We start from the raw sequence: 25,507 nt of genomic DNA on the forward strand, positions 1-25,507 counted from the left end.
ATGCTCCCCGGCTAATTGATCGATGGCGACGCATGGCTTTCTGCCATATGCGCTGCGCTGGCGGGGCTGAACTGGTAGTCATCAGGCGTAAAACGCCGGTGCATCGCCCGAAAACGAAAGGTGAAATCCGGCCATAGCTGAGTGATTTTGCCGCTGCGGTGCTTGTACCAGCTGTCGCAGCCCGTGGCCCATATTGAGGTATCAAGCCGTTTGTGCAGCGCGCGGTTAAACTGCTTCTGCACCGCCTCACGCACTTCAACTTCCGCACAGTGGCGCTGCTCGCATTCGTCTAACAGCCGGCTGATCGCCTGTATTTGCGTTTCGATCATATACACCATGGAGCTATGCCCCAGGGTTACGTTCGGGCCAACGATCAACATCAGGTTGGGAAAGCCGTTAACCGTTGTGCCCAAATACGCTTCTTCGCCATCGCGCCATGCCTCTGCCAGAGACTGGCCCCCGCGACCGTGAATGATCTGGGCAATGGGGTTTTCGGTGGCATAGAAGCCCGTGCCGAAAATAATACAGTCCACCTCGCGCTCGGTGCCGTTAGCATCGACGATACTGTGCTCGCGAATCTCTTGTATGCCATCGCTCAACAAGCTGACATTCGGCCGCTGCAGGGCGGGGTACCAGTCGTTGGAAATCAGCACACGCTTACAACCCACCGGGTAGCTTGGCGTGACTCGCTCGCGCAGCGCCGGGCTTTTTACCTGACTACGTATGTGCTGCAGTGCCATACGCTCATACAGTTTCATTAGCGAGGGGTGCAGTACCATTCCCAGGATGCGGGTTTCATTGTGGCAGTAAATCTTGCTGCGCAGCGCCAGGCGTACGCCCGGCAAGTAGCGAAAGGCTGCCTTTTCCAACTCACTGTATGGCCGGTCTTTGCGGGGAATAATCCAGTTCGGTGTGCGTTGGTAAACATCGAGTTGCGCGGGCTGGTCGGCAATTTCAGGTACAAATTGGATGGCCGACGCGCCGGTGCCAATCACCGCCACGTGTTTACCGCGCAGGTCGTAGCTGTGATCCCAGTTGGCCGAGTGAAAGCACTTTCCGGCAAAGCGCTCCACCCCCGGAATATCCGGCAGGCGCGGCTCGGCCAATCCACCGTTGCCGCTGATCAGCATGCCGACATTGTAATTTCCGCCCGTAGTCTCCAGCTGCCAGCGCTGGCTGTGCTCACAGTAATGGGCAGCGTTGAGTTGGTGGCCAAAGCGAATATGAGGCAGCAAATCCCACTTTTCCGCCACCTCCCGCAGGTAGCGCTTTAACTCTGGCTGGGTGGGGTATACCCGCGACCAGTCACAGTTGGGTTCGAATGAAAAAGAGTACAGATGAGAAGGCACATCGCAGGCGGCGCCGGGGTAGTGATTATCTCGCCAGGTACCACCGACATCCTCGGCACGCTCAAGGATGATGAAGTCTTCCCGTCCCTTTTTTTTCAACTCTATCGCCATACCCAGACCGGCAAATCCGGTGCCGACGATGGCATAACTGTGACGTGTTGCAGAGGAACCGCTCGATGGCGCGAGCGACGGTGCAGCAGATGGCATAGGCGTTACCTGTTATTTCTTTTATGAACTACCGCCAAGCTTAGGGGCCGCTAGTCCTTCACCCAATGTCTGCGAAGGACACATCATTTAGTTATTCGGACAGGCGCAGACCGGGCTGCCACTACCGCAATTGCGCGATAAACCCTTCCGACTCGGCGATAGCAGCCTCCATGGTTGCAATTAATGCGGTGACATCGCGGTCGATGGTGGCCAATTCACCCTTGATGGCTGAGATCGCCGAAGCATTGAGGTTGTGCTTCAAATACAGCACATTGTCTTGCAGGTTATCCAATACGGGCGCCAAGCTTTTCTCTGAGCGCCGCAGACTTTTGCGCAGACGGTTGTAGCGATTTTTTGTGTCGCGGAGTTTGGCTGCACTGTCATCGCGCAGGCGCGCATTACTGTACAGCGAGAGCTCGTCCTCCCACTCCTCAAACAGGGCCTCAGCCACGCTTTCCACTGCGTCGATACGGTCGCGGATGTCGTCCGCTGCCGCGCGACTGTCTTCAAAGCTGGCATTGAGACGATCGTAAAGTTTTTCTAAGTCGCCGCCGTCAAAACTCACCACCGAGCGAAACTCACCCAAGGCGTCGCGGAATTGTTCCTGCGCCTCACGCTGCGATTCCGTTGCCTCTTCCACGCGATCAACCAAAATGTCTCGCTTGTGGATACCCACCTTTTCCATGGCGTTGTAGTAGGTGGATTCACAGGCGACAAGAACCAGTGCAGCAATGACAAGAAATAAGCGCTTAGCGACCATAGGGCATTCCAGTTAGTGGGCGGAGAACAGACCTTGTGTTGTGTGGAGTAGTGTTCTGTGCAAAAGCATAGCGCCCCGCCGCGCTGCGCACAAATCGCATTGCGCACAACTCCACAACGGCGACTATAGTTAGACGCAAAGCGATAAAGCCTTATCTTATTTATGCATTGGAGGGCGCGAATGCCAACAGAACTCGCCAAACAAGATATCACCATCCTGCGTATTCTTCAGCGCGACGCCAGCAAGACATCCAGTGAGATTGCCGAAACCCTCAACATGTCCCAGTCGCCCTGCTGGCGGCGGATCAACCGGATAGAGCAAGCCGGTATCGTGCGTAAAAAAGTCGCCATCCTCGACCGCGAAAAACTGGGTATGGAATTAGTGGTTTTTACCACCGTAAACCTGAGCATTACCGGGCGGCAGCAACTTGAAGAATTTGAATCGTCGGTGAGCGACTTTCCCGAAGTCGTCGAATGCTACACGATGACGGGCGTGTGGGATTATATGTTGAAGATTATCACCCGCGATATTCGCCACTACGAAAGTTTCGTACGCGAGCGCCTACTGAGCCTGCCAATGATCGGCGAAACGCACTCACACATCGCGGTAACCGAAATCAAAAACACGACCGAGCTCCCGCTGGAAACCCAGCTGTGAACCCCGGCCGTTTTGGCCCTCGACGTTAACGGCCGTCGTCGCGCAGGAAATCCGCCACGCAAAAGGCAAGTTCCAGCACTTGGTCGGCGTTTAAACGCGGATCACACTGAGTTTGGTAACACTTGTCCAGGTCCGACTCGGACAGCCGGTACGCCCCGCCAGTGCACTCGGTCACATGCTGGCCAGTCATCTCCAAATGAATGCCGCCGGGGTGCTGCTGCTCGCTGCGCAACACGGCAAAGAAGTGGCGAATTTCCTCCAGAATGCGATCAAAAGAGCGTGTTTTGTAGCCATTACCCGCCTTCACGGTATTGCCGTGCATGGGGTCACAGGACCACACCACGCTGCGTCCCTCCTGCTGCACTCGTCGCGCCAGCGCCGGTAGGCGCTCAGCCAGCACGTCGGCGCCCATGCGGGTAATTAGGGTTAGACGACCGGGAATATTGTCTGGGTTCAAGGCGTCAATTAAGGCGATCAACTCGTTGCCTGTCATCGACGGGCCAACCTTTACGCCAACCGGGTTTTTAAGGCCGCGAAAGAACTCGATATGAGCACCATCGAGCTGACGAGTGCGCTCACCGATCCACAACATATGTGCCGAGCAATCGTAGAAATCGCCGGTTAAATGGTCCTGGCGAGTCAGGGCCTCCTCATAGTTGAGGAGCAACGCTTCATGGGAGGTATACAGCTGCGTTTCACGTAGCGTGGGGGTGTTGTCGCTATTGATGCCACACACCTCCATAAACGCCAGTGCATCTTGAATGCTGTGCGCCAAGGCCTGATAGCGCTCGCGCAGAGGGTTGCCGTCCAAGAAGCTGAGGTTCCACTGGTTAACCTGGTGCAAATCAGCCAAACCGCCGGTAGCAAAAGCCCGCAGCAAATTCAACGTGGAGGTGGACTGGTGATAGGCTTGCAGCATGCGCTGCGGGTCAGGCGCACGGGCCGCCGCATCAAACTCGGGCGAGTTGATGATGTCACCACGGTAACTGGGAAGCACCACGGCGTCGCGCTCTTCTGTTTCTGCCGAGCGCGGTTTGGCAAACTGCCCCGCCATGCGGCCCACTTTCACCACGGGTAAACGCCCCGCATAGGTGAGCACGATGGCCATTTGCATCAACACTTTGAAGGTATCGCGGATACTGTTCGCCGAAAAGTCACCAAAACTCTCGGCGCAATCCCCCCCCTGAAGTAAAAACGCTCGCCCCTCGGCAACCTCAGCCAACTGGCTGTGTAAGGCGCGGGCCTCCGCGGCAAACACCAGCGGCGGCTTTGCAGCCAGACTTTGCTCCACTGCGCTTAGCGCCGCAGCGTCGCCATACCTCGGCTGTTGCAAGGCGGTCTTATTTCTCCAGCTATCTCGGCTCCACGTTGTCACGTATACCCCCTTCAGTTTTCTGTTGCGGCTTGCCTACCCTGTGCCAACAATACCTCTTCAGCCATCGCTTCGGCCACCATATAGGGCGGGCACAATTGCTGCGCTGCGCGCTTGAAGATCAGCCCCAGCTTGTCGCCAATGCCCTCGACATGCTGCAACAGGGTCGATTCAGCATCGGCTGACAGCGCCCCGCCGTGCTGGCGCTGATGATAGACAGCAATAATACCCCCGGCATTAATAACAAAGTCCGGCACGTATAAGACACCGCGATCGGCAAGCTGCTGCGCCTGAGCCGGTGTTGCCAGCTGGTTATTCGCGGCACCGGCAATGATCGATGCCCTCACCTGTTGCACTGTTTCCGCATTTAGCACAGCCCCCATTGCGCAGGGCGCCAAAACATCCACCGGCTGACTCAATATGCTTGCTGGCTCGACTACCTCTGCCCCAAGTGCCTGCAGGGGTGTCAGTAATGTCGGGTTCACATCGGCAACCAGTACGGTTGCACCGTCTTCGATTAACCGCCTCGCGAGGTGGCTGCCAACGGCCCCCGCCCCCTGAATTGCCACCCTCACGCGATCGAGATTATCGCTGCCGCGTTGCTGGCGCAGTGCCGCGCGCAAACCGCAGTAAACACCGTAAGCAGTGTATGGCGACGGGTCGCCGCCGCCGTGGCTGTCGAGCCCGGAAACATAGCAGGTGTGTTTGGCAATTTGCGCCATGTCGGCCACCGTGGTGCCGGAGTCTTCAGCCGTGACATAGCGACCGCCCAAGCTGTCGATAAAACCGGCCATTGCCTGAAGTAGCGCCGCATTTTTGTCGCGCGAGGGGTCACCAATAATCACGGCTTTGCCACCACCCACTGGCAGTCCGGCAAGCGCAGACTTATAGGTCATGCCACGCGACAGCCGCAGCACATCGTCAAGCGCCGCCGCATCGTCCACGTAGGGGTACATTCGCAAACCGCCCACCGCCGGTCCAAGCTGGCTGCTGTGCACAGCAATAATTGCCCGCAAGCCCGTGGAGCGGTCTTCGCAGAATGCGACAAGCTCGTGTTGATCAAAAGAGGGGGCGCTAAACACTGCCATAAACGACACCTTTTTATGTTTGGTTTGTGGCGCTAGCCAGTTCGACAAAGGGCAACGCATCGCCATTAAATTTTGCCAACAGGCTGCGGCGAGCGGCTGCATAGCGTTGAGCGTTCGCCTGCTTCACATGACCAAAGCCCCTCACCTTATCCAGGCTGCTTACCAGCTCTAGCGCATAGTCTCTGTTTTCGAACGTTAATTGCGCGGCGATATCGGCGAGATCTGCGAGAAATTGCTCGCATAATTCTCGCTCCATGCGCCGCTCCGCCGTGTAGGAAAAAATATCCCAGCGACTTCCTCGCAGGCCCTTGGCCGCGGCGAGTAGTTTAAACGCCGGCAGGCACCAGCCCGGGAGACTACGTTTTCTAGGCTCGCCAGTATTCGGGTCTACACGACTTAGCAGGGGCGGCGCCATATGAAACTGCAAAGTGAAATCCCCTTCGAACTGCTCGCGCAGTTGCCGCATAAACTCCCCGTTAGTAAATAAGCGGGCAACCTCGTATTCATCTTTATATGCCATGACATGGTAGAGCGTACGGGCCGCCGCGATACTCAGCGACAACGTCTGGCCACCCACCACCGCGCGCTCACTATCGGCAAGCTGCGTTATTGCGTCGCGGTAACGCTGGGCATAGCCGGCGTTTTGATAATCACACAGCTGGCCGTAACGGTGCTCGACAATCTCGTTCAGGCCGGACAGTGGTTGCCAGTGCTCTGCTGCCAGGCCACTGGCCCGTCGCACAGCCAACTCGTCGATTGCCGCCCTGCGCCCCCAACGGAATGCCCGCTGGTTAAATTCCACAGCAACATCGTTCAACTCTATCGCCGCGTCTACCGCCTCGCTGGAAACGGGAATTAAACCGCGTTGAAAGGCGTAGCCGAGCATAAAGAAATTACTGGCGACGGCGTCGCCCATCAGGTGAGTGGCCATGACCGTGGATTCAATAAAGTGAACCTTTCCGGCGCCGACCTCCTCTTCAATAATTTGCTTCATTTCACGGGCAGGAAAGGCCGCATCGGGGTCAAATATCGACGCCGATGTTGGCGCCTCGCTATCATTAATCACCGCATGCGAGCGCTCTATATTCACCTTCGCCATCGCCTCGTCGCTGGCACTCACTACCAGGTCGCAGCCCAACAAAAGATCGGCGTCACCAGCGGGAATACGCACCGCATTGATATCGTCCTGACGGCGGGCAATACGCAAATGGCTTACCACCGGACCAAACTTTTGCGCTAGCCCGGTCTGGTTCATCGTCGCGCAGCCCTTGCCTTCAATATGCGCCGCCATCGCCAATACCGCGGTAACGGTAAGCACACCCGTACCGCCAATGCCTGTAACGACAATATTCCAAGGTTGCTCAAGACTGTGCTCTGCTGGCTCCGGTAGCGCGGCAAAGTCATCCTCTGCTGTTGCCGTGCTCTGCCTTAAACGGCCGCCGATCACCGAGACAAAACTGGGGCAAAACCCCTTCACGCAGGAGTAGTCTTTGTTGCAGGCGCTTTGATCAATCTCGCGCTTACGACCCAGCTCCGTTTCTACCGGCACCACCGATAGGCAGTTGGATTTTTTCGCGCAGTCACCACAGCCTTCGCATACCGCCTGGTTGATGACCACGCGGCGATTGGGGTCATCCATCAACCCACGTTTACGCCGCCGGCGCTTTTCCGCCGCGCAGGTTTGCTCGTAGATCAATACGCTGCAACCTTTTACCCGGCGCAGCATTTCTTGCACCGGGAGCACGGCATCGCGATGGTGAATACTCAGCCCTTCGGTCTCGGCGAGGGTGTGCTTTTCAGGTTGATCAGAAACGAGCGCGATGCGCTCAACGCCCTCCCCGCGCAGCTGCAAAATAATTTGTTCCACACTGAGCTGACCGTCTACCGGCTGGCCGCCGGTCATTGCCACGGCATCGTTATAGAGCAGTTTATAAGTGATATTCACGCCGGCAGCGATGGCCTGCCGGATCGCTAAAATTCCCGAGTGGAAATACGTGCCATCACCGAGGTTTTGGAAAACATGCTCAGTGTCGGTGAAGGCGGCCTGTCCGATCCATGTCACACCCTCGCCGCCCATTTGCGTAAACGTTTGCGCGGGGCGGCTTTCCATAAACGTGCTCATGTAGTGGCAGCCAATACCCCCCATGGCAATGCTGCCCTCCGGCACTTGTGTAGAGGTATTGTGGGGGCAGCCTGAGCAGTAATGGGGTTTGCGATCAATCTTGTTGCGTTTGCTCGCCAGCGACTGCTCCTTCTGCTGGTAAAAACTCAGGCGTTTTTCAATGTCTTCACTCTGATAAAAACGGCGGATCCTCGCTGCAATGGCCCGGGCCACCATTGCCGGGGTGAGTTCGGACACATTGGGCAGCAGGTCTGCGCCGTGCTCGTCAAATTCACCGATCACCCGCGGCCGCTTGTCGACGGCCCAGTTGTAGAGCTGACCAGTGAGTTGGTCTTCGATGATTGAGCGCTTCTCCTCGACGACCAGAATCTCTTCCAGGCCGCTGGCGAACTCGTGAGTAAGCACTGGCTCCAGTGGCCACGGCATCCCCACTTTGTATACACGCAAACCGATTGCGGCGGCGCTGTCGTGATCGATACCCAAATCCTCCAGCGCCTGCATAACATCGAGGTAGGCTTTGCCGCTGGTGATAATGCCCAAACGCGGCTTGGGACTATCAATAACAATGCGGTTGATATGGTTTGCCAGGGCAAAGGCGCGGGCCGCATAAATTTTGTATTTATTCAGCCGGCGTTCCTGATCCAGGGGAGTGTCGGGCCAACGCAGGTGGACACCATCAGCGGGCAAAACAAAGTCCTCGGGCAACACGATATTGATGCGATGGGGATCTATCTCGGCTGAGATCGCCGAATCCATATTCTCGGTGATCGCTTTTAAGGCCACCCAGCTACCGCAGTAACGCGACAACTCCCAACCAAAGACGCCGAGATCTAACACTTCCTGTACATTTGCCGGGGCCAGTACCGGAATCGAGGCACCGATAAACATATGCTCCGACTGATGGGGCAGCGTAGACGACTTGGCTGCGTGATCATCCCCCGCCACCGCGAGTACACCGCCGTATTGGCTGGTGCCGGCAGCATTGGCATGTTTGATGACATCCATGCTGCGGTCGACACCCGGCCCCTTGCCGTACCACATGCCAAACACGCCATCGTACTTCGCATGGCCGTTTAACCCGAGCTGCTGGCTGCCCCAAACGGCGGTTGCCGCTAAGTCCTCGTTGATGCCCGGTACAAACTTGATATGGTGGCGGTCCAGGTAATCCTGAGCCTGCCACAGCGTCTGATCCAGTGTGCCCAGTGGCGAACCACGATAGCCCGAAATGAAGCCCGCGGTATTCAGGCCTCGCTCCTGGTCGCGCTGATGCTGAAGAATGGGTAAGCGCACCAAGGCCTCTATCCCGGTGAGATAGGCCCGGGTCGTGTCCAATGCGTATTTGTCTGCCAGCGATACCTTGCGCAGTGCCATGCTGCTACCTGCCTGTTATTGTTTTGACTTGGACTAATAATAGGCAGCGAAACGCGAATTTTTTATGTTATTCAGACAGACTAAACGCAGATAACGGTCTAATTTAGACCCAAAAATAAGCGACGCAAAAAAAGCCCGCTTACGCGGGCTGAGTGATTAGGGCCTGTTATTGTTTACTTCACAATATTGCCCAAGTTCAATAGCTGGATTTCGCCACTGTTGTCATCGACGCCGTCGTTGTCATTGATGATCAGCACGTCGCCATTGGCCATCAGGGCAGCCCCCTCTATTTTTTCGGGCACCAGTCCGCCTGGCATCTGCAAATCATCCATCAGGTCACGCACCAATGTTTTGGTCACAGTATCGCCGGTTACCAAGCCACTAAGGTCGAACTCATAAAGGCGTTTAATTGCCGCATCAGGGCCGCCTTGATTATCGCGCTCGATGACCATGAAGCGCTCGCCACCCAGTGCGGTAATCTCAGACAAACCAACCCAACCACCGTTTTGGGAAAGCGCAGCATCCAGGGGGTAGAAGAAGAAGTTCCAGGTACTGGTGGCCAGATCGTAAACACCGATGCGCGGTTCGGTGTCACCTTGCCAGGCGCGCTGGAAAGCCACGTAGACTTTACCGCCCTGCTCCGCCACGCCTTCAAAACCGAAGCGCTGCTGCGTGGCGTTGACGCTGCCAGGCAGGGTGATTACCTGCTCGATCACCGCCTCAGCCGATAGCTTGATAAGCATATTCAAACTGTTGATCGGCCGGTTGTCATCGCCGATGGTTCCGCTGCCCTCTGAGACCAACCAAAAGCCCCCGTCGCTGGCTTGAGCCAAACCTTCCGGGTCGAGGTTGACCGTTTTATCATCGTTCACCAGCGCCGCGCGGTCTGCGACATCAAAGACGCCAACGCGACTGGGGTGGTCGTCATCAACACCGCTATCCGCGAGCGCGATGGCTGGTAATGACGCGAGTACATCGTTGCTGTCGAGAATGCGCATTTCTTTATTCAAACGCGCTGGTTGCTCGGCGGTGTCGATGGTAAAGATGCGGCTGCGCTGATAGAAACTGTCTTCAACGGCATATACCGTGGTGGCATGGAGGCGGTCAGCGGCGAGCGCCGACATCGCCGAGAAGGGAATCGGGCTGCCATCTTCACGGTCAGTGGAGAGCACAGTGGGGTACTGCGCAGCAGCGGAGTCGTAGCGATAGATATTGAGCGCCGCGCGGAATTTGTCATCGCGGGCATCTTCTTCACTGGCCACCACCAGCAAATTTCTCGAGGGGATCGCAAGCGCTCCCTCGGGCCCCAGTGCCGTGGGTAATACCTGCTTTAATACCGGCTTGCGCAGATCCGCCACATCGTAAACGAAGGCAACACTTGAACGCTCCGAGTTCACGAACAAATAGCGCTCACTGCCAAACACAGCAAATTCCGCATTCTCTGGTTCGTTACCTTTATTGCCGGAACGCCCGTCGGGGTAATGCCCAAGTCGCGCCACCCAGTGATCGAGCTGCTCAGCACTGTCGAAATGCAGTTCGCCCTCTTTATCGAAAACGCTGAACCCGCGGCTACCGCCATTAAGGTCACCCTCGTTGGCCGTAGCGAAATACTGGCTCGACAACCACGTCACCCCATCGGGCTCACGGGGAACCGCGCTGAGTGAGTCGACCTGACTGATTAACGCCGGCTCCTCTTCCTGGGTATCAACGCCGTTTAGATCGACGGCGCCAGCACTAAAATGATTAACGATGCTGCCATCTGTCAGGTCGATTAATACCAAGTGGTTGTTTTCCTGCAGGGTAACCACCGCGATGTTGTCAGCGTTGATGTCCACATACTCTGGCTCGGGGTCTTCCGGGAACAGCGTGGCAAGACCGGTCAGGACGACATTGCGCACCGCCCACGACGCCGGATCAGCCGCGGCAATATCGACAATATCGACACTGCCCGCCGGTAATTGGGGAGGCTCGCCATTTCCGAGGTCCTCGTCGCGCTCATTCTCAATGGCCACGGCGGCGTAGCGACCGTCCGGGCTTACTGCGACTGAATCGGGCTGCCCAGCGAGATCAAGCTGTTGAACGATGCTGCGGCTAGCGATATCCACCACCGCCAGTTTGCCGGATACGTTGACAAAACCCGCGGAGGTATTCACGCCCACTAGCGCATAACCGCCCTTCACCGCCACCGAGGTTGGCTCGCCGCCAAGCGGCAGTGCGCCCAGGCCCGTGGGTTGGTCTGGCGTGGTGATATCGACAAAACCAATACTGTCGCTGGGACTGTCGGTGTAAATCAGTACGTTGCCATCTTCACTGGCGGCAACAATCTCTGCCGCCGTTTCGGTGTCGGTATCACAGCTGGCATCCAGCTGCTGACAAACGGCGTAGGTGGCGATGCGATTGAAATTTTTGTCGTCATTGAGCTGAGTTGGATCACACAGGGTGGTCGACTGATCAACCTCTGCGGTATCTAATACGCCGTCGCCGTTATCGTCCAAACCTGAATCAATGCGCAAACCGCCGTCGAAACACTGGAGGTCGCCCACCGGCAGCCGGTGTTGGCTAATTAGGCTGTTTATGCCGTCGCTGCCATTCTGACCGTCGCTGCCATTGCTACCATTTTGACCGTCACTGCCGGCAACACCCTGCGGACCCTGAGCACCGTTTCGGCCATCGTCACCACCACAGGCCACCAACATCAGCGATGACGCAATTAGCACCCCACTGGCGATCGCATTCTTTGTAAAACGCATTATTGTTCTCTCCAACTCGGAATAAGGTTGGGGAGCAGGCTAATAGAGCAGAACTACATTTTGACGACGGTTTTGTTGCAGGAAAGAGACAGCGGCGAGGATTGCCCTCGCCGCGGGTATTTTAGTCTTGGTAACCGCTGATGTGCTTGGCGGCCTGGTAGGCGAAGGTCATTGCAGGCCCCAATGTTGAGCCCGGGCCCGGATAGGTTGGCAGCACCGCCGCGCTACAGTTGCCCACCGCGTAAAGGCCATCGATTGCCTGGCCATCCTCTTTCATCACCTGTGCGTTGGGGTTCGTGGCCAGCCCGCCCTGTGTGCCAAAGTCACCGGCGTCGACACGAATCGCATAAAACGGCGCTTCGTCAATGGCGCCCAAACAGGGGTTGGGCTCGAAGCGCTGATCGCCATAGTAGCGGTCATAGGCCGAGTCGCCGCGCTGGAACTCAGGATCTTTACCGGTTTTCGCATAGCCGTTCATTTTTTCAACGGTCTTTTCGAGGTTGTCGGCGTTAATGCCCAGCTGCCCGGCCAACTCGCGAATACTGTCAGCCTTGCCGACCAACTTGGTGTCAAACCAATTCTTGGGAATCGTCCAGTCCGGTTTGAGTTGGGCCGTCATTAATGGGCCAACAATGTAGTCGCGGCGAAAACGCGCGTCGAACACCTGGTACATCGGTGAGCAGGGGTTCTCTTCGCTGTGCACTTGGTAGAGGTCTTTCTGGAAGGCCATATAGTTTTGCGACTCATTGGCAAAACGCTCGCCATTCATATTCACCACACAGGAGCCAGGGAAGGATTTCTCCATAATGCTCAACCGCGGTGCCGGCTCTCCTGGCACGGAGATCGTGGTACACCACCAGGCGCCATCCATCAGTCGGGTAGCCGCTCCCAGGCGCATACCCTCGTTGATCGCATCGCCAGTATTGCCGTCCACCCCACCGCTCCACTGAGTACTGGTGGGCGCGGGCAAATATTTTTCGCGCATAGCCTGATTCTTCTCAAAGCCGCCAGCCGCCAGCACCACGCCCTTGCGAGCCTGAATGCGCATACGCTTGCCTTGCTTGCTAACTTCGGCACCCACCACGCGACCATTCTCTTCGATCAGCGATAGCATGGGGCTTTCGGTCCACAGCGGAATGTCACGCTTCTTCAGCGAATACCACAAGCGCGCCACTCCCGCAGCCCCGGTACACACCTTGCGGCTTGTTTTACGGCCGCGCAGCAGCCAGGCGAAATCCAGGAAATAGCTGGCCATCAGTTTTAGCGTCAGCTTTACCCAACCCGGCCCCTGAACAGTTAGCAACGCCGCCTCAACCTGGGTGAAATAAATACGATCAAACAGGCGCATCATGTGATGCGAGGGGCGCAGGCGTTTGACATCGTCGCCCAATAGCGAAGAATCAAAACGCTCCGGCTCCATTGAGCGGTGGCCCGTGCGCGAGCCTTCGACATTGGTGTAGTAATCAGGATAGTGTTCCAGAGTTTCGTAGCGCACATCACTGCGCTGGTGCAGAAACTCGACCATCTTCGGGCCGTTCTCCAGATAGGCATCGACCATTTCTTCAGGCACCGCGCCCTCGGGCGTGGTATTCAGCAAGTATTGTTTTGCATCCGCGATGCTGTCCTGCGCGCCCGCCGCCTTTGCATAGCGATTATTGGGAATCCAAACACCGCCACCCGACGTTGCGCTGGTACCACCAACAAGCTCGGATTTTTCAAGCAATAGGACATCGGTAACACCCATTTCGTAGCAGCTGAGAGCGGCGGTCATGGCGCCATTACCACTGCCGACCACCAAGACGTCGACGCTGTGATCCCAGTTTTGTTCTGTCATAGTTCTTATTCCGGCGTGCTGGCCCAGTTATCGCGGTCGAACTGCGTCCATCGGGCGTATTTAAAGTGTATGATCGGCCATCATGGTAGCCCCACGCCCCGCAGCACCCAATCATCCGTCTGCATGAGGCTGGCCCGCACTCGGAGAAATCACATGTCGACGCTCTATGACCGTTATTTATCGCGCGCTATTGATCAACACGGCAGCATCGCTGCCATAGAAGCGCAATTGCCCAGCCATAAGAGCCCCGCTGAACTGATCGGCACACCGGACGACCGCTACCTCGCTGAAATGGCGGCCTGTATTTTTCGTGCGGGCTTTGTGTGGCGCGTTGTCGGCCAAAAGTGGCCTGGCTTTGAGGAGGTTTTCAATCGCTTTCTGCCCATCTGGGTGGCGATGCGCTCCCCCGAGCAGATAGAGGAGATGGCCAGCGATACGCGAATTATTCGCAACCTGAGCAAGGTGCGCGCGGTACAGGAAAACGCCCATTTCGTTTTAGAGCTGCAGGAGAAGCATGGTGGCGTGGGCCAATTCCTCGCCGATTGGCCCAGTGATGACACCATCGGTCTTTGGGCATATCTGAAAAAACATGGCTGCCGACTCGGCGGCAATAGCGGCCAATACTTCCTGCGCTTTGTCGGCAAGGATACGTTCGTATTGAGCCGTGACGTGGCCACCGCCTTGATGGCCGAGGGAATTGTTGACCGCACCCAGATCACTGCCAAACGCGACCTGATCAAGGTGCAGGATGCCTTTAATACGCTGCAGGCCCAGAGCGGCCGACCACTGTGCGAGATCAGTATGATTCTCGCACTTTCTCTGGGCCCGCGCTGAACCTTCGCTTAGTGCAGGTCGGCGACCACACCGACATGCGGCAGGTTGGCTAAGCCGATGTCCCGGGCGTGCTCCTCGAAGTCTTTGTTCTTCCAGAAGAATGCGCCGGGCATCGTGGTCGGAACAACCAATACATAAAACAGCGCCCGCCCAATTACCGCATAGGCCAACACACACAAGCTCAGCGCCGCCGCGATCAAGCCTGTGGCGACGCCACCCTGCGTGAGGGTAAGGCCCAGAGCAATCACCGCGCTAAGCAACAACAGCGTATTGCGCAGCAGATAACTTTTGGCAAACACCGTTGTTTGAATGTAATGGGAAACGCTGCCCTCGTTGTTGGCAACATTCATTGCTCGGGCATGTTGCCACAGACCCAGCCCCTCGATTAGCGCAGCGACCACAATCAGCCCGCCCCCCAGGGCAAGCATGGCGACGGTTTTTTCAGCTGCGCCGCTGGCCGGCGCGCTAAGCAACATAAACCACAAGCAAACAATACCGCCGAGAGCCAGGGCAGAGCCAACAAAGCTGCTACCTGTTTGCCAGTGATTCCAAAAGGGCCGTGCAGGAATCCGATAGCAGCGATACATGTAATACAGGCCAACGGCGCCAGACACCAGTGCGAGAGTACTCAACACAGCGGCTGCGACCGGGTAGTGCCCCCAATCGCCAAACCAACGCTGAAATACCGCATTATCGGGCAGCACGCTCAGTAAATGCAGGCCGGCAAACACCATGTATAGCAGCATGCCCAAGCCCTCGCGGCACACTGGGGAATGGCGAAGATTATTGAAGCCGCGGTAAAAGCGCAGCGGCTTGCCCAAGTGGGTTGCCGACATCAGCATACCGACACCTGCCAGGGCGACAACCAGCGCAACAAACGGCACATACAGCGCCGATGAGCGCAGCGCGAGTATCGGCTCAAGGGCGAATGCCGAACCCAGCGTACTGATAGCAAAGGCCCCCAAGGACGCCTGACTAACCAGTGTAAAAATCACCAAGGGGTTTTCGCGAGAGCTAAGCTTGTCCAGCCCCCAACGCTTTTCAACGCCCTTTTTCTGGTCCACAACCGGGCGGTACTCACCCTGCTCATCTTTGTGATACTTCACCGCCATACCGTCGGTGCGTGTCACCTCATCCGGCATGCGTTTAGTTTGCTGGAAGCGAATATTCGGATGCGTAATTTCCGGGCTGGGAAAACCGGGAATACTGAGCTTCGCCTGCTCGCGATTCTCCGGTAGATCTTCCACGACACCAAAATTAAGCGCGTTACCCAGGCAGGCAGAAACACAGGCCGGTTTTAAATTTACTTCCAGGCGATCAACGCACATATTGCATTTGCTCACCTGCCCTTTTATTGGGTCTAACTGCGGCGCATTGTAGGGGCACACCCACGTGCAATAACCGCAACCAAAACAGGTTTCCGGGTCTTGCAATACCGCGCCATACTCAACATGTTTGGTATAGGCGCGCGTTGGACACCCCTTCAGACACACCGGATCGTCGCAGTGATTACAGGCCATTGAGATATTCATGCGCTTGAAATCGGGGTAACTGCCTCCCTCGACATAGCCCACTGACCGAAAGCTGATATGCGCTGGGTTATCATTTTTTTCACTGCACGCAGCCTCACAGGCGTGGCAGCCAATGCAGTTGTCGGCGGTAAAGTGAAAGGCGTGTTGCTTGTTGCGATTCGGGTTGCTGCCCACGCCAGGCTCTTCATTGATAAACATTTCGCGCCCGGCAGGCACGGCGCCGCCGCTGCGGGCGATCAGATCAATGGGCGCCTCATAGTAATTCACCTCAGGCGCGCCAGACTCTTTCAGGAAAGCGTACTGCGGCTCATCGTCTCGAACCTTCCACATAAACTAAGCCCTTCTTGGTGTAATGGGGGATGTCACAGCTAACACGGCCAACTAGAAAGCCCGGCGCTCAACGTTGAGTCGCGCCGCCTCCTTTTGATCAATATGTTCAATGCGCACGGCACACTGCTTGAACGCTGGCTGGCGGGAATAGGGATCAAGTAATCCCAGCGACAGCCGGTTAACGCAGTCGTGATAATGCATGGGGATAAACAGCATATTGCGGGGAACCCGCTGCGTGAGCTGCACCATAACGACAGCGTCGCCACGACGCGACACCAAACGCACATAGCTCTGGTGGCTCACCCCAGCCGCGCGCGCGGAGTCTGGATTCATTTCCATGTAAGGCGTTGGACTGAACTTATTGAGGTTTCCAATTTTTCCGGTTTTAGTGCGGGTGTGGAAATGCTCCACGACACGGCCGCTGTTCATCCAGAAAGGATAGTGCTCATCCGGCACCTCATTGTCCTCGATGTAGTCCATGGCCAGCAGGTTGGCGCGCCCGTTTGCAGTGGGAAACACGCCGTCGCTGTACAACCTTGGGCTACCCGTTTCATCGCCCTCGCGCATCGGCCATTGGATGCCGCGCTGCGCTTCAATCAGATCATGGCTCATGCCGGAGATATCCAAATTCCGGCCGCGACCTTTTGACAACTGCTTCATTTCATCGAAGATTTCAGAGGTCGTCTCGGGAAAAGCAATCTCCCTGCCCCGCTCAAAACGTTTGGCCAGTTGCGAGAAAATCCAATGATCGGGCTTGGCGTCCCCCGGCGGCGAGGTAAACTTGCGCACCAAATTTACCCGCCGCTCAGTATTCGTTTGTACCCCTTCTTTTTCCCCCCACACGGCAGCAGGAAGGTAAACATGGGCATAGTCGACCGTTTCACAGTCGCGGTAGCCGTCCTGCACTACCATAAATTCGAGCTTCTCCAGCGCCTTTTTAATTCGCGGTTGGTTCGGCATGGAGGTCAAGGGGTTGGTGGCAACGATCCACAAGGCCTTAATCTCGCCCGACTCTATCGCCGGAAAAATATCGGTCTGTTGCAAACCGCGCTTTGCCGGGAAGAAGGATTCATCAACCCCCCAAAACTGGGCCACCTCCTTGCGGTGCTCCGGCTTCTCAAGCATACGATAGCCCGGCAGGCCCGAGCAGGATGACCACTCCCGGGTGCCCATGGCGTTGCACTGCCCGGTAATAGACAGGCTGGTCCCGCCGGGCACGCCGATATTGCCAGTAATCAGGTTGAGGTTATTAATGCCGCACACGCCGTCGGTGCCGTGGGTACTCTGATTGATACCCATCGTCCAGATACTCATTGCCGACGGTGCCTTTGCGTAAATGCGGGCCACATGCTTGATGGTGTCTGGGTCGATACCACATATTCGCGAGGCAGTGATGGGGTCATATTTTTCTACTGTCGCAGCAAGCTCATCAAAGCCGTTGCAGTGGGCGTCTATATAAGACTGATCCTGCAAGCCCTCCTTCAAAATGACATGAGCTAAGGCGTTTAGCAGAACCAGGTCAGTACCCGGTGTTATCGGTAAGTGGATATCGGCAAATTGCGCCAGCATGGTCACGCGCGGGTCGACAACAATCAGTGGAAACTTGCGCTTCTCCAACGCCTCTTTTAGTCGCCAATAAATAATGGGGTGTTGCTCAGGGAGGTTTGAGCCAAAGGCCATCAGGCAGTGAGTATTTTCGAAGTCCTCGTAGCAGCCGGGCGGCCCATCAGCGCCGAATGAGCGTTTATAACCGGACACTGCCGATGCCATACACAGTGTGGTGTTGCCATCGTAGTTGTTGCTACCAATTACCCCGCGAACCAATTTTCCCAGGGTGTAAAACTCTTCTGTCAGCAGTTGGCCGGTAGACACAATCGCCACGCTATCGCGACCGTACTTCTGCTGGATTCGCATAAACTCCTCAGCCGTGCGATCGAGCGCGCTATCCCAACTGGCTGGAGAAAACGCGTCGTATATCCGATCGCGCATCAGCGGCTGCGTACCACGACCAGCGGTGCCACTCAGTTCATGCTCAAAAATACCCTTTATGCACAGCTTGCCCTGATTAACAGGCGCATTGCCCTTGCCGCGACTCGCCACCGGCTTCCCGTCGGCATTCAAACCGACCTCAATTGAGCACCCCGTGGAGCAATAACCACAGACGGCGTACTTCCAGTCCACTACCTGCTTGTCAGCAATCGTAATGGGCTTGCGTTTTCTGCGACCGAATATCATGAAATCCCTCATTGTTGCGCACTGTTTGTGTGCTAAACCGAGCCCGCGGGGGCTAAAAAAGCGCACCAACTTGGTGAATTGCCAAGCAAATCACCGCATCTACTCTGGATTTAACAAGAACTATGCCAACTAACTAAATCAGGCTGGAAGCCAGTAAATACGGCGGGCTATTCGGCAACACAGAACAACTCGCCCTCAATTGGGGCATGACAAGTTCGGGAGTATTTAACAGGAGGGGGTCGAAATTCAGGCAAAAAAAAGGGGCCCTCAGGGGCCCCTTCCGGTATGCACTAGTCGCGATTTATTTAGCGACTTCTGCTTCCATTACTGCAACAACGCGGCGGTTAGCCTGACGGCCTGCCTTGGTGCTGTTGTCAGCGATAGGACGCTCTTCACCGTAACCAATCGCACTCAGGCGGCTGGCATCAATGCCGAACTCTTTAATCAGAGCACTGCGAACGGCGTCGGCGCGACGCTGAGACAGCTGCTTGTTGTAGGCCGCAGCACCAGTGCTGTCAGAGTGACCTTCAACAACGGCTTTAACACCACCGAAGCGCTTCATGAACTCAGCGACTTTCTTCAGCTCGCTGATTTGCGAAGCAGGAATCGCATCGGAGTTCAGTGGGAATTTCACGTCCATTTTGATCGACTCGGTGTGCTTGAGTACAAACTTACAACCGAATTTATCAACCTGGCGGCCCGCTGGTGTGTTAGGGCACTTGTCGCGGTAGTTAGGTACACCGTCACCGTCTTTGTCCAAGGCACAGCCTTTGGCGTCAACGGCAACACCTGCTGGTGTGCCTGGGCACTGGTCAGCACCATCTTCAACACCGTCAGCATCGCTGTCATTGCTTTGAACAGGCGCTGGAGCAGGAGCCGGCTTAGACTCGCCGCCGAACGCGTAGCTCAGGCCCAGAGAGACGATCCCGTCGTTAGTTTCATGATCGAAACCGTAGAAGTAACGAGCATCAGCACGCAGAGACAGAGGACCAGACAGTGCGTAACGGAAACCACCACCCAAGTTGGCCTGAGTAATTTCTTCTTCGCGTACCACGTCAAAGTTCACCACACCCATGCCAAGACCAATGGCCGCGTAGGGCTCGATCTTAGACTCAGTGTTGTAGTAGCGAATCGCGTTAGCAGAAATGAACGTTACTTCAGCGTCAGCAGCACTGTTGTTGTAACGGTTGTCAGCGTCAGCGTAGCTAACACCCACTTCCACACCCCAGTCCTTGCTGAGCTTTTGTTCAACGCTGAACAACGCCGCAGCAGTTTCTTCCAGGTCCCAAGCAGAATCGAAAACTTGATAACCTACGCCGGCATTTAAGTACCACTTGTTGCTGTGGTCATCTGCCATCGCTGGTGCGGCAATTACCGCAGCAATCGCAGCACCCATTAATTGTTTACGCATTTTGTAGCTCCCCTGATTATCACTTAGGTCTTCCGTCGCCCTACCTTAATGGTGGGTCTTGGCTCAAGAATAACACGCAAGTATGCCCTTGCACGCCTGCTTTTCAGTAATTTTACCGCGACGGCGTTGCAAAGAGTTATAGAAGCTCCGCAAGAAAGAAGCAACCACTATTCGCAACGCCACGCCCGCATCGAGAGTCTGGATTGAGTGAAAAGTTCACTCACCAAGACATTATTTCTTTTACAAACGGGATCGTCAGTCGCCGTTGTCGCGCCAGGCTGTGACGGTCTAAGTCGCTTAGTACGCCAAATAGCGCTTTTAGATCACGCTGGCAACGGCGATAGATAAACTCTGCGAGGGCCTCGTTAATATCCAGGCCCATAATTTGAGCACGGTGACAAAGCGCGGCGATTCGCTCCTCCTCGCTAAGTTCAGAGAGTCGATAAACGCTAAAGCTTTGCAGGCGAGACGCCAGGTCAGGCAGCTCAATCGCCAACTGATCAGGGACCTCGGTGGATGCAAAAAGCAGCGAGCAGCCCCCGCCAAGCGCGCGATTATAAAGACTAAACAGCGCCACTTCCCAGTCGCTGCGGCCGGCAATGGCTGACAAACCGTCAATGCACACGAGGTCTGCCAATTCGGCATCTTCCAGTACCATTTCAGCGGGATAGTCCAGCAATTCTGCAGCGGGGATATAGCGCACCGAACGCCCCTGCGCGTCGGCCAACTGGCAACAAGCCTGCAACAGGTGCCGCCGACCACTGCGCCCAGCGAGGTAAACCAGCTTCTCGCCCTGTCCCGTTGCCACCCCCTTTAAGACTGCTACCGGAAGCTGCTGCGACGGGGCGACATAGTAATTATCAAAGGTCGCTTCCGTATCGAGGCTAAGCGCGAGGGGCAACTGCGTTGACGCCATCAGTCCTCGTCCTCGTCTTCAAGCACCAGGGGAATTTCTCCACCTTCTTGATACCACTCGCTGCGCAAATAGGCGTCGTGAAGATAGCCGGCCATCACCTTCATTACCGAGGCAACCGGCAGCGCTAATAAAATGCCAAGAAAGCCGAACAACTGCCCCCCTGCCAATATGGCAAATATCACCATTACCGGGTGCAGGCCAATCTTGTCACCCACCAGCGACGGGGTTAAATACAAACTTTCTAACAGTTGGCCAATACCAAACACCACTGCAACGCCCAGCAATTGCCAGGACAGGTCAAACTGAAAATACGCCGCCAAACCCGACGCGGCGATACCTACGATAAATCCTAAGTAGGGGACAATACTGGCCAGGCCTGCAGCTAGGCCCAACACCAATGCCAGATCGAGCCCGAGGATAAACAAACCGACGGTATATATCGCACCGAGCGATAACATCACCAAAAATTGCCCGCGCGCGAACGCGCCTAATATCTCGTCGCATTGGCGCGCGATATCAACATACAGCGCTTCGTGGGAGCGCGGCAGCAGCTTGCGAATTGCCGCCATCATCACATCCCAATCGCGCAACAGATAGAACGTAACAACAGGGATGAGCGTGATGTTCGCCACCCACGTCATCACCGCGACACTGGAGCCACTTATTTTTTGCCACACATAGACAAAAATGCCGCCTGCCGCATCCCAGTGTTTGCTGATCGCTTCTTTAGCCGTATCGATTGGCTGGGCCTGCTCAGGCAAATCCAAAAATCCACGCAACCCGGGCAGTGCCGTCTCTTGCAACCATCCAACCAGCGCGTATAAACGCTGCACCAGCAGTTGCATTTGATCCAGCAACAACGGCAAGGTGATTAAAAACATCAGCAGCGAGAACAGCGACAAGCCGCTGAAGACCAACACCACCGACATGGTTCGACCCACGCCTCTGGCCTCTAAGCGGTCGGCGAGCGGATCCCCCATATACGCCAGCACTGAGGCAATGGCGAAAGGCATTAATATTGGGCTGAGGGCATTGAGCAACCACGCCAGCAGTAAAAGCCCCCCCAGCCACCATAACCAGCGAACATTCACTGTCATGGCTGCCCCTGCCAGATATAGTTGCCTTGCGTCGCCAGTGGCGACCGGCTGCGGCCTACGCCCTCAGCGGCGCGGCGCAGGCGGCCGTCCAGTTGCAGATAGCGCTCGACTTTATCCATATCATCTTTCAACACCAATTCCAGCACCAACTCCTCGCCAAACGCCCACGCCGCATTCGCGTGCTCTATGACCGCAAGAGATTCCAGATAACTCACCATCTGCGCGTAGTCGTCAAAGCGCGCGAGGCCACTCACATGGATCAGCGTGCGCCCACCGGCACCGGCAACACTGTTGACCGCGTAGCGACGCGCTTGAACATCGGCAACCCGATCGACCGCTGCCGCCAGAAAGCCACTGTCTTGCTGACTCTGGGTATCAAAGCGTTCGTCGCTCTGCTCATCGAGCAAGGCCCAGCTCGCCAACCACTGGCCAGTGGACAATTGGGAGGCCCGCCCCATAAGAATGAAGGGCGGCGCATAGCGTTGCGAGGCTTCGCGAACTCGGGCCTCGGGCATTTGCCACAAAGCCTGCGCACTCAGATTACCCGCATCAATCAAGTCAAATAACGGCAGCTGCAATGCCAGGCCACGACGTGCCACAGCATCCTGGAGCGCCTTTTCTAGGTCCGGGTGGCTACCGCTGCCGAGGAAGCTTCGCCCCTCTGGCGTGTCGACAACCAGCCACAGTAATACCGTGGGACGATTTGCCGACCACACCGGCAAACCGGCTGATTGAAGCACCGCATTGACCTGCCGAGGAGAGAACTTCATGTCCAGCCAAAGACGCTCTTCGCCATCGGTGTTTTCACGGCGATAACTGTATCGAGTCAAAAATGGTTCGGGGGAAGCCAGTGCTTCAGAAAGTGCGGAGGACTGTGGCAGCTGGCCCTGGCCGGACACACGCACAAAGACTTGCTCCAACGCACTGGCCGCGCCGCGGCGGAGGGTCGCAGAGGACTGTTCAGCAACGGCCTCGCGCCCCTTGTAGAGGTCATCGACACGGCCCGCGACAGCGGCCGAGCACAGGCAGGCAGCTAACAACAATAGCAGCGGCCGCTTTAGCGCATTAATCACAGTATTAAAATCCCTCTACCTGAAACTGGCGCCACAGTTTAGCAAGGCGCGCCTACCAAGTCCTGAAGCAGCGCAAAATTCCCGATTTAGCTGCTGAATTGCGCGACCAACCAAGCTAGAATAGCGCCCTCAAAGAGGACAGCCAAGCACTATGACTGATACCAACAAGCCCAGCCTGAGTTACAAAGATGCCGGTGTAGACATTGACGCCGGAGATGCACTCGTCGAGCGCATCAAAGATGTTGCCAAACGCACGCGTCGCCCAGAAGTCATGAGCGGCCTCGGTGGTTTTGGCGCCCTGTGCCAACTGCCGACCGGCTATAAAGAACCCGTCCTTGTGTCGGGCACAGACGGTGTCGGCACCAAGCTAAAACTGGCGATGGACACAGGCATTCACGACAGCATTGGTATCGACCTCGTCGCAATGTGTGTCAACGACCTGCTAGTGACAGGCGCTGAACCGCTGTTCTTCCTCGATTATTACGCTACAGGCAAGCTCAACGTCGATATTGCCAGCAGTGTCGTTACCGGCATCGGCGCCGGTTGCGAACAATCGGGCTGCGCACTGGTCGGCGGTGAAACCGCAGAAATGCCCGGCATGTATGAAGGTGAAGACTACGACCTGGCTGGCTTCTGTGTTGGCGTTGTGGAGAAGTCCGGCATTATTGACGGCAGCTCTGTTCGCATCGGCGATGCACTGGTTGGCATCGGCTCCTCTGGCCCTCACTCCAACGGCTATTCGCTGATTCGCAAAATCATCGACCACAGTGGTCAGGCTCTCGACAGCGAGTTTGGCGACAGCACACTGGGTGAAACCCTGCTCGCGCCCACGCGCATCTACGTGAAGCCCGTGCTGAATATCATCAAACAATTCCAGGTTAATGCACTCGCCCACATCACTGGCGGTGGATTACTGGAAAATATCCCTCGCGTACTGCCGCGCAATACCCGCGCAGTTATCGACAGCGACAGCTGGCAGCGCCCCGCCATCTTCGACTGGCTGCAAGAGCAAGGCAATGTCGAAGCACGCGAAATGTACCGCACCTTCAACTGTGGTATCGGCATGGTCATGGCCGTATCAGCAGAGCAAGCCGATAGCATTGTCGACATGCTTCACCAGCACGGTGAGACAGCCATGGTCATTGGCCGCATTGAGGCCGGCGATGACGACGCAGACCGAGTGGTTATCAGCGACCTGTAAATGATGGGCTGTCGTATAGTAGTTCTGATCTCCGGTGGCGGCTCGAACCTGCAGTCCATTATTGATGCCGCCCAAGCGCAGCAGCTGGGCGGTGGCGACGTCGTCGCCGTTATCAGCAACAAGGCTGACGCTGGCGGCCTGCAGCGGGCCGAACGCGCCGGAATAGCCACGAACTGCTTGCCACACACCGACTTCAGCAGCCGCGAGGCGTTTGATGCCGCCCTGCAGGAAACCATCGACCAACACCGGCCCGACCTCGTGATCCTCGCTGGTTTTATGCGCATTCTCACAGGCGGCTTCGTGCGCCACTACCTGGGGCGCCTGCTGAATATTCACCCCTCACTGCTGCCGAAGTACCCCGGCCTCAACACCCACCAGCGCGCGCTGGATGCCGGTGACCGCGAAGCTGGCGCCACGGTGCACTTTGTTACCGAAGAGCTGGATGGCGGCCCGGCGATAATTCAGGCAAAAATACCGATAAACGCTGGCGATGATGCTGCAACTCTTGCCAACAAGGTCTTGTCCAAAGAGCATCAAATTTATCCTTTGGCGGCTCGCTGGTTTGCCGAAGGGCGATTGTCTCTCGTGGCTTCAAAGGCGGTACTCGATGAACAGGAACTTCCTCAGCACGGCGTTATCTTTAACGAGCATTAAGGCCCTGGCGAGCGCTCTACTGCTTGCCTGCAGTGTCGGCCTTGTCCACGCCGACGCCGATGCCGATGCCCTCACCCCCTATCGCGCGCAATACCAAATCAGCCACGACGGCCTCAGCACCAAGGCTGAACGTATTCTGGAGCGCGACGGCGACCACTGGCGGCTCAGCCAACACGCGAAATTGTTTTTCTTTAAAGTCGACGAAGAAAGCAAACTGGAAGTGCACAAGGGCAAGTTGCGCCCCCTGTCTTACCGCTACGAAAACAATGTCAGCAGCAAGAAAAACCTCGAACTGACCTTCGACTGGGCCAAGCAAACCGTTTCCGACAAGCAAGCCAAAAAGCCCTGGCAGAAAGCCCTCAAGCCTCACTTCAGCGACCAACTGAGCGCCCAACTGCAGTTGCGTGAAATGTTGATCAAAGGCCAGCTGGATTCACAGCAGAATCAGACGGTAGTAAAAAGAAAGGGCAAGCTCAAAACCTATGGCATCAGCCGCATCGGTGAAGAGCGTATTGAGACGGCAATGGGCACATTGCAAACCGTGAAGCTGCGCAAGCATCGCGACGGCAGCAGCAGCGAAACGTTTATCTGGCTGGCGCCGGAATTGAACTACTTGATAGTGAAACTAGAACAACGCGAAGACGACGAGCTTTATTCGATGAACCTGCTCAGCGCCGAGTTCGACACGCCCTCGCGCTGAGCAATCACGCACTA

18 protein-coding genes are annotated in these 25,507 nt (G+C 56.3%); 5 read left to right on the top strand and 13 right to left on the bottom strand.

From position 1 onward, the window contains the following. Positions 1-11: 11 nt before the first annotated feature. Entirely contained in the window at positions 12-1,556 is a 1,545-nt protein-coding gene (locus B3K78_RS14370; RefSeq protein ID WP_286695981.1) for a flavin-containing monooxygenase, read from the bottom strand. Between the two features lie 121 nt (positions 1,557-1,677). Next, on the bottom strand, positions 1,678-2,316 hold the full coding sequence (locus B3K78_RS14375; RefSeq protein WP_204996795.1) for a DUF2959 domain-containing protein: 639 nt from the start codon (positions 2,314-2,316) through the stop codon (positions 1,678-1,680). A gap of 180 nt (positions 2,317-2,496) precedes the next feature. Between B3K78_RS14375 and B3K78_RS14380 the strand changes: the two genes are divergently transcribed. Continuing rightward, positions 2,497-2,973 carry an Lrp/AsnC family transcriptional regulator gene (locus B3K78_RS14380; protein ID WP_204996794.1) on the top strand — a complete coding sequence of 159 codons (477 nt, stop codon included), beginning with the start codon at positions 2,497-2,499 and terminating at the stop codon, positions 2,971-2,973. A gap of 25 nt (positions 2,974-2,998) precedes the next feature. Here B3K78_RS14380 and B3K78_RS14385 read toward each other — a convergent pair whose 3' ends face one another. The 5 genes from B3K78_RS14385 to B3K78_RS14405 all read right to left on the bottom strand — a co-directional run bounded on the left by B3K78_RS14385 (position 2,999) and on the right by B3K78_RS14405 (position 13,510). Then, positions 2,999-4,348, bottom strand: coding sequence for a class II 3-deoxy-7-phosphoheptulonate synthase (locus B3K78_RS14385; protein WP_286695982.1), 1,350 nt, complete (start codon positions 4,346-4,348; stop codon positions 2,999-3,001). Between the two features lie 11 nt (positions 4,349-4,359). Continuing rightward, on the bottom strand, positions 4,360-5,433 hold the full coding sequence (locus B3K78_RS14390) for a Glu/Leu/Phe/Val family dehydrogenase (protein ID WP_286695983.1): 1,074 nt from the start codon (positions 5,431-5,433) through the stop codon (positions 4,360-4,362). A 13-nt stretch (positions 5,434-5,446) separates the two neighbouring features. Continuing rightward, positions 5,447-8,926 carry an indolepyruvate ferredoxin oxidoreductase family protein gene (locus B3K78_RS14395; protein WP_286695984.1) on the bottom strand — a complete coding sequence of 1,160 codons (3,480 nt, stop codon included), beginning with the start codon at positions 8,924-8,926 and terminating at the stop codon, positions 5,447-5,449. 173 nt (positions 8,927-9,099) lie between these two features. Beyond that, a complete protein-coding gene (locus B3K78_RS14400; protein ID WP_286695985.1) occupies positions 9,100-11,676 on the bottom strand; it encodes an esterase-like activity of phytase family protein in 2,577 nt (858 codons plus the stop codon). Positions 11,677-11,797: 121 nt separating this feature from the next. Beyond that, on the bottom strand, positions 11,798-13,510 hold the full coding sequence (locus B3K78_RS14405; RefSeq protein WP_204996789.1) for an FAD-binding protein: 1,713 nt from the start codon (positions 13,508-13,510) through the stop codon (positions 11,798-11,800). A gap of 153 nt (positions 13,511-13,663) precedes the next feature. Here B3K78_RS14405 and B3K78_RS14410 point away from each other — a divergent pair, with 153 nt between their 5' ends. Continuing rightward, positions 13,664-14,344 (top strand): DNA-3-methyladenine glycosylase I, encoded by a 681-nt coding sequence (locus tag B3K78_RS14410; RefSeq protein WP_204996788.1) that lies wholly within the window; start codon positions 13,664-13,666, stop codon positions 14,342-14,344. An 8-nt stretch (positions 14,345-14,352) separates the two neighbouring features. On the opposite strand, the gene B3K78_RS14415 is transcribed toward B3K78_RS14410, so the two are convergent. From B3K78_RS14415 to B3K78_RS14440, 6 genes are all read right to left on the bottom strand, one after another. Further along, positions 14,353-16,206, bottom strand: coding sequence for a DmsC/YnfH family molybdoenzyme membrane anchor subunit (locus B3K78_RS14415; RefSeq protein ID WP_286695986.1), 1,854 nt, complete (start codon positions 16,204-16,206; stop codon positions 14,353-14,355). 51 nt (positions 16,207-16,257) lie between these two features. Continuing rightward, positions 16,258-18,441: a molybdopterin oxidoreductase family protein gene (locus B3K78_RS14420; protein ID WP_286695987.1), complete on the bottom strand. Its 2,184-nt coding sequence runs from the start codon at positions 18,439-18,441 to the stop codon at positions 16,258-16,260. Positions 18,442-18,742: 301 nt separating this feature from the next. Then, on the bottom strand, positions 18,743-19,852 hold the full coding sequence (locus tag B3K78_RS14425; RefSeq protein ID WP_286695988.1) for an OmpA family protein: 1,110 nt from the start codon (positions 19,850-19,852) through the stop codon (positions 18,743-18,745). Positions 19,853-20,072: 220 nt separating this feature from the next. Beyond that, on the bottom strand, positions 20,073-20,768 hold the full coding sequence (gene hda / locus B3K78_RS14430; protein WP_286695989.1) for a DnaA regulatory inactivator Hda: 696 nt from the start codon (positions 20,766-20,768) through the stop codon (positions 20,073-20,075). Next, on the bottom strand, positions 20,768-21,865 hold the full coding sequence (locus B3K78_RS14435) for an AI-2E family transporter (protein ID WP_204996784.1): 1,098 nt from the start codon (positions 21,863-21,865) through the stop codon (positions 20,768-20,770). Before B3K78_RS14435 ends, hda begins: the two co-directional genes overlap by 1 nt. Further along, positions 21,862-22,938: a DUF2066 domain-containing protein gene (locus tag B3K78_RS14440; protein WP_286695990.1), complete on the bottom strand. Its 1,077-nt coding sequence runs from the start codon at positions 22,936-22,938 to the stop codon at positions 21,862-21,864. The genes B3K78_RS14435 and B3K78_RS14440 overlap by 4 nt, the downstream gene beginning before the upstream one ends. A gap of 151 nt (positions 22,939-23,089) precedes the next feature. Here B3K78_RS14440 and purM point away from each other — a divergent pair, with 151 nt between their 5' ends. The 3 genes from purM to B3K78_RS14455 are packed head-to-tail and all read left to right on the top strand — an operon-like array spanning position 23,090 to position 25,493. Then, positions 23,090-24,139, top strand: coding sequence for a phosphoribosylformylglycinamidine cyclo-ligase (gene purM, locus B3K78_RS14445; protein WP_286695991.1), 1,050 nt, complete (start codon positions 23,090-23,092; stop codon positions 24,137-24,139). 3 nt (positions 24,140-24,142) lie between these two features. Beyond that, positions 24,143-24,793 carry a phosphoribosylglycinamide formyltransferase gene (gene purN, locus B3K78_RS14450; protein ID WP_286696204.1) on the top strand — a complete coding sequence of 217 codons (651 nt, stop codon included), beginning with the start codon at positions 24,143-24,145 and terminating at the stop codon, positions 24,791-24,793. After that, the gene (locus B3K78_RS14455; RefSeq protein ID WP_286695992.1) at positions 24,747-25,493 is read left to right on the top strand and encodes a DUF3108 domain-containing protein; all 747 of its coding nucleotides are present in this window, start codon (positions 24,747-24,749) and stop codon (positions 25,491-25,493) included. Before purN ends, B3K78_RS14455 begins: the two co-directional genes overlap by 47 nt. Positions 25,494-25,507: the final 14 nt, after the last annotated feature.

This window comes from Spongiibacter sp. UBA1325 (assembly GCF_002306875.1).
Taxonomy (GTDB): domain Bacteria; phylum Pseudomonadota; class Gammaproteobacteria; order Pseudomonadales; family Spongiibacteraceae; genus Spongiibacter; species Spongiibacter marinus.

Bases quoted from the DNA above. Each gene is read 5' to 3' on its own strand.
- B3K78_RS14455 (WP_286695992.1), top strand. From the start codon at position 24,747: ATGAACAGGAACTTCCTCAGCACGGCGTTATCTTTAACGAGCATTAAG.
- B3K78_RS14370 (WP_286695981.1), bottom strand. From the start codon at position 1,556: ATGCCATCTGCTGCACCGTCGCTCGCGCCATCGAGCGGTTCCTCTGCA.
- B3K78_RS14415 (WP_286695986.1), bottom strand. From the start codon at position 16,206: ATGTGGAAGGTTCGAGACGATGAGCCGCAGTACGCTTTCCTGAAAGAG.
- B3K78_RS14395 (WP_286695984.1), bottom strand. From the start codon at position 8,926: ATGGCACTGCGCAAGGTATCGCTGGCAGACAAATACGCATTGGACACG.
- B3K78_RS14405 (WP_204996789.1), bottom strand. From the start codon at position 13,510: ATGACAGAACAAAACTGGGATCACAGCGTCGACGTCTTGGTGGTCGGC.
- B3K78_RS14435 (WP_204996784.1), bottom strand. From the start codon at position 21,865: ATGACAGTGAATGTTCGCTGGTTATGGTGGCTGGGGGGGCTTTTACTG.
- hda (WP_286695989.1), bottom strand. From the start codon at position 20,768: ATGGCGTCAACGCAGTTGCCCCTCGCGCTTAGCCTCGATACGGAAGCG.
- purN (WP_286696204.1), top strand. From the start codon at position 24,143: ATGGGCTGTCGTATAGTAGTTCTGATCTCCGGTGGCGGCTCGAACCTG.
- B3K78_RS14375 (WP_204996795.1), bottom strand. From the start codon at position 2,316: ATGGTCGCTAAGCGCTTATTTCTTGTCATTGCTGCACTGGTTCTTGTC.
- B3K78_RS14380 (WP_204996794.1), top strand. From the start codon at position 2,497: ATGCCAACAGAACTCGCCAAACAAGATATCACCATCCTGCGTATTCTT.
- purM (WP_286695991.1), top strand. From the start codon at position 23,090: ATGACTGATACCAACAAGCCCAGCCTGAGTTACAAAGATGCCGGTGTA.
- B3K78_RS14425 (WP_286695988.1), bottom strand. From the start codon at position 19,852: ATGCGTAAACAATTAATGGGTGCTGCGATTGCTGCGGTAATTGCCGCA.
- B3K78_RS14400 (WP_286695985.1), bottom strand. From the start codon at position 11,676: ATGCGTTTTACAAAGAATGCGATCGCCAGTGGGGTGCTAATTGCGTCA.
- B3K78_RS14410 (WP_204996788.1), top strand. From the start codon at position 13,664: ATGTCGACGCTCTATGACCGTTATTTATCGCGCGCTATTGATCAACAC.
- B3K78_RS14420 (WP_286695987.1), bottom strand. From the start codon at position 18,441: ATGATATTCGGTCGCAGAAAACGCAAGCCCATTACGATTGCTGACAAG.
- B3K78_RS14390 (WP_286695983.1), bottom strand. From the start codon at position 5,433: ATGGCAGTGTTTAGCGCCCCCTCTTTTGATCAACACGAGCTTGTCGCA.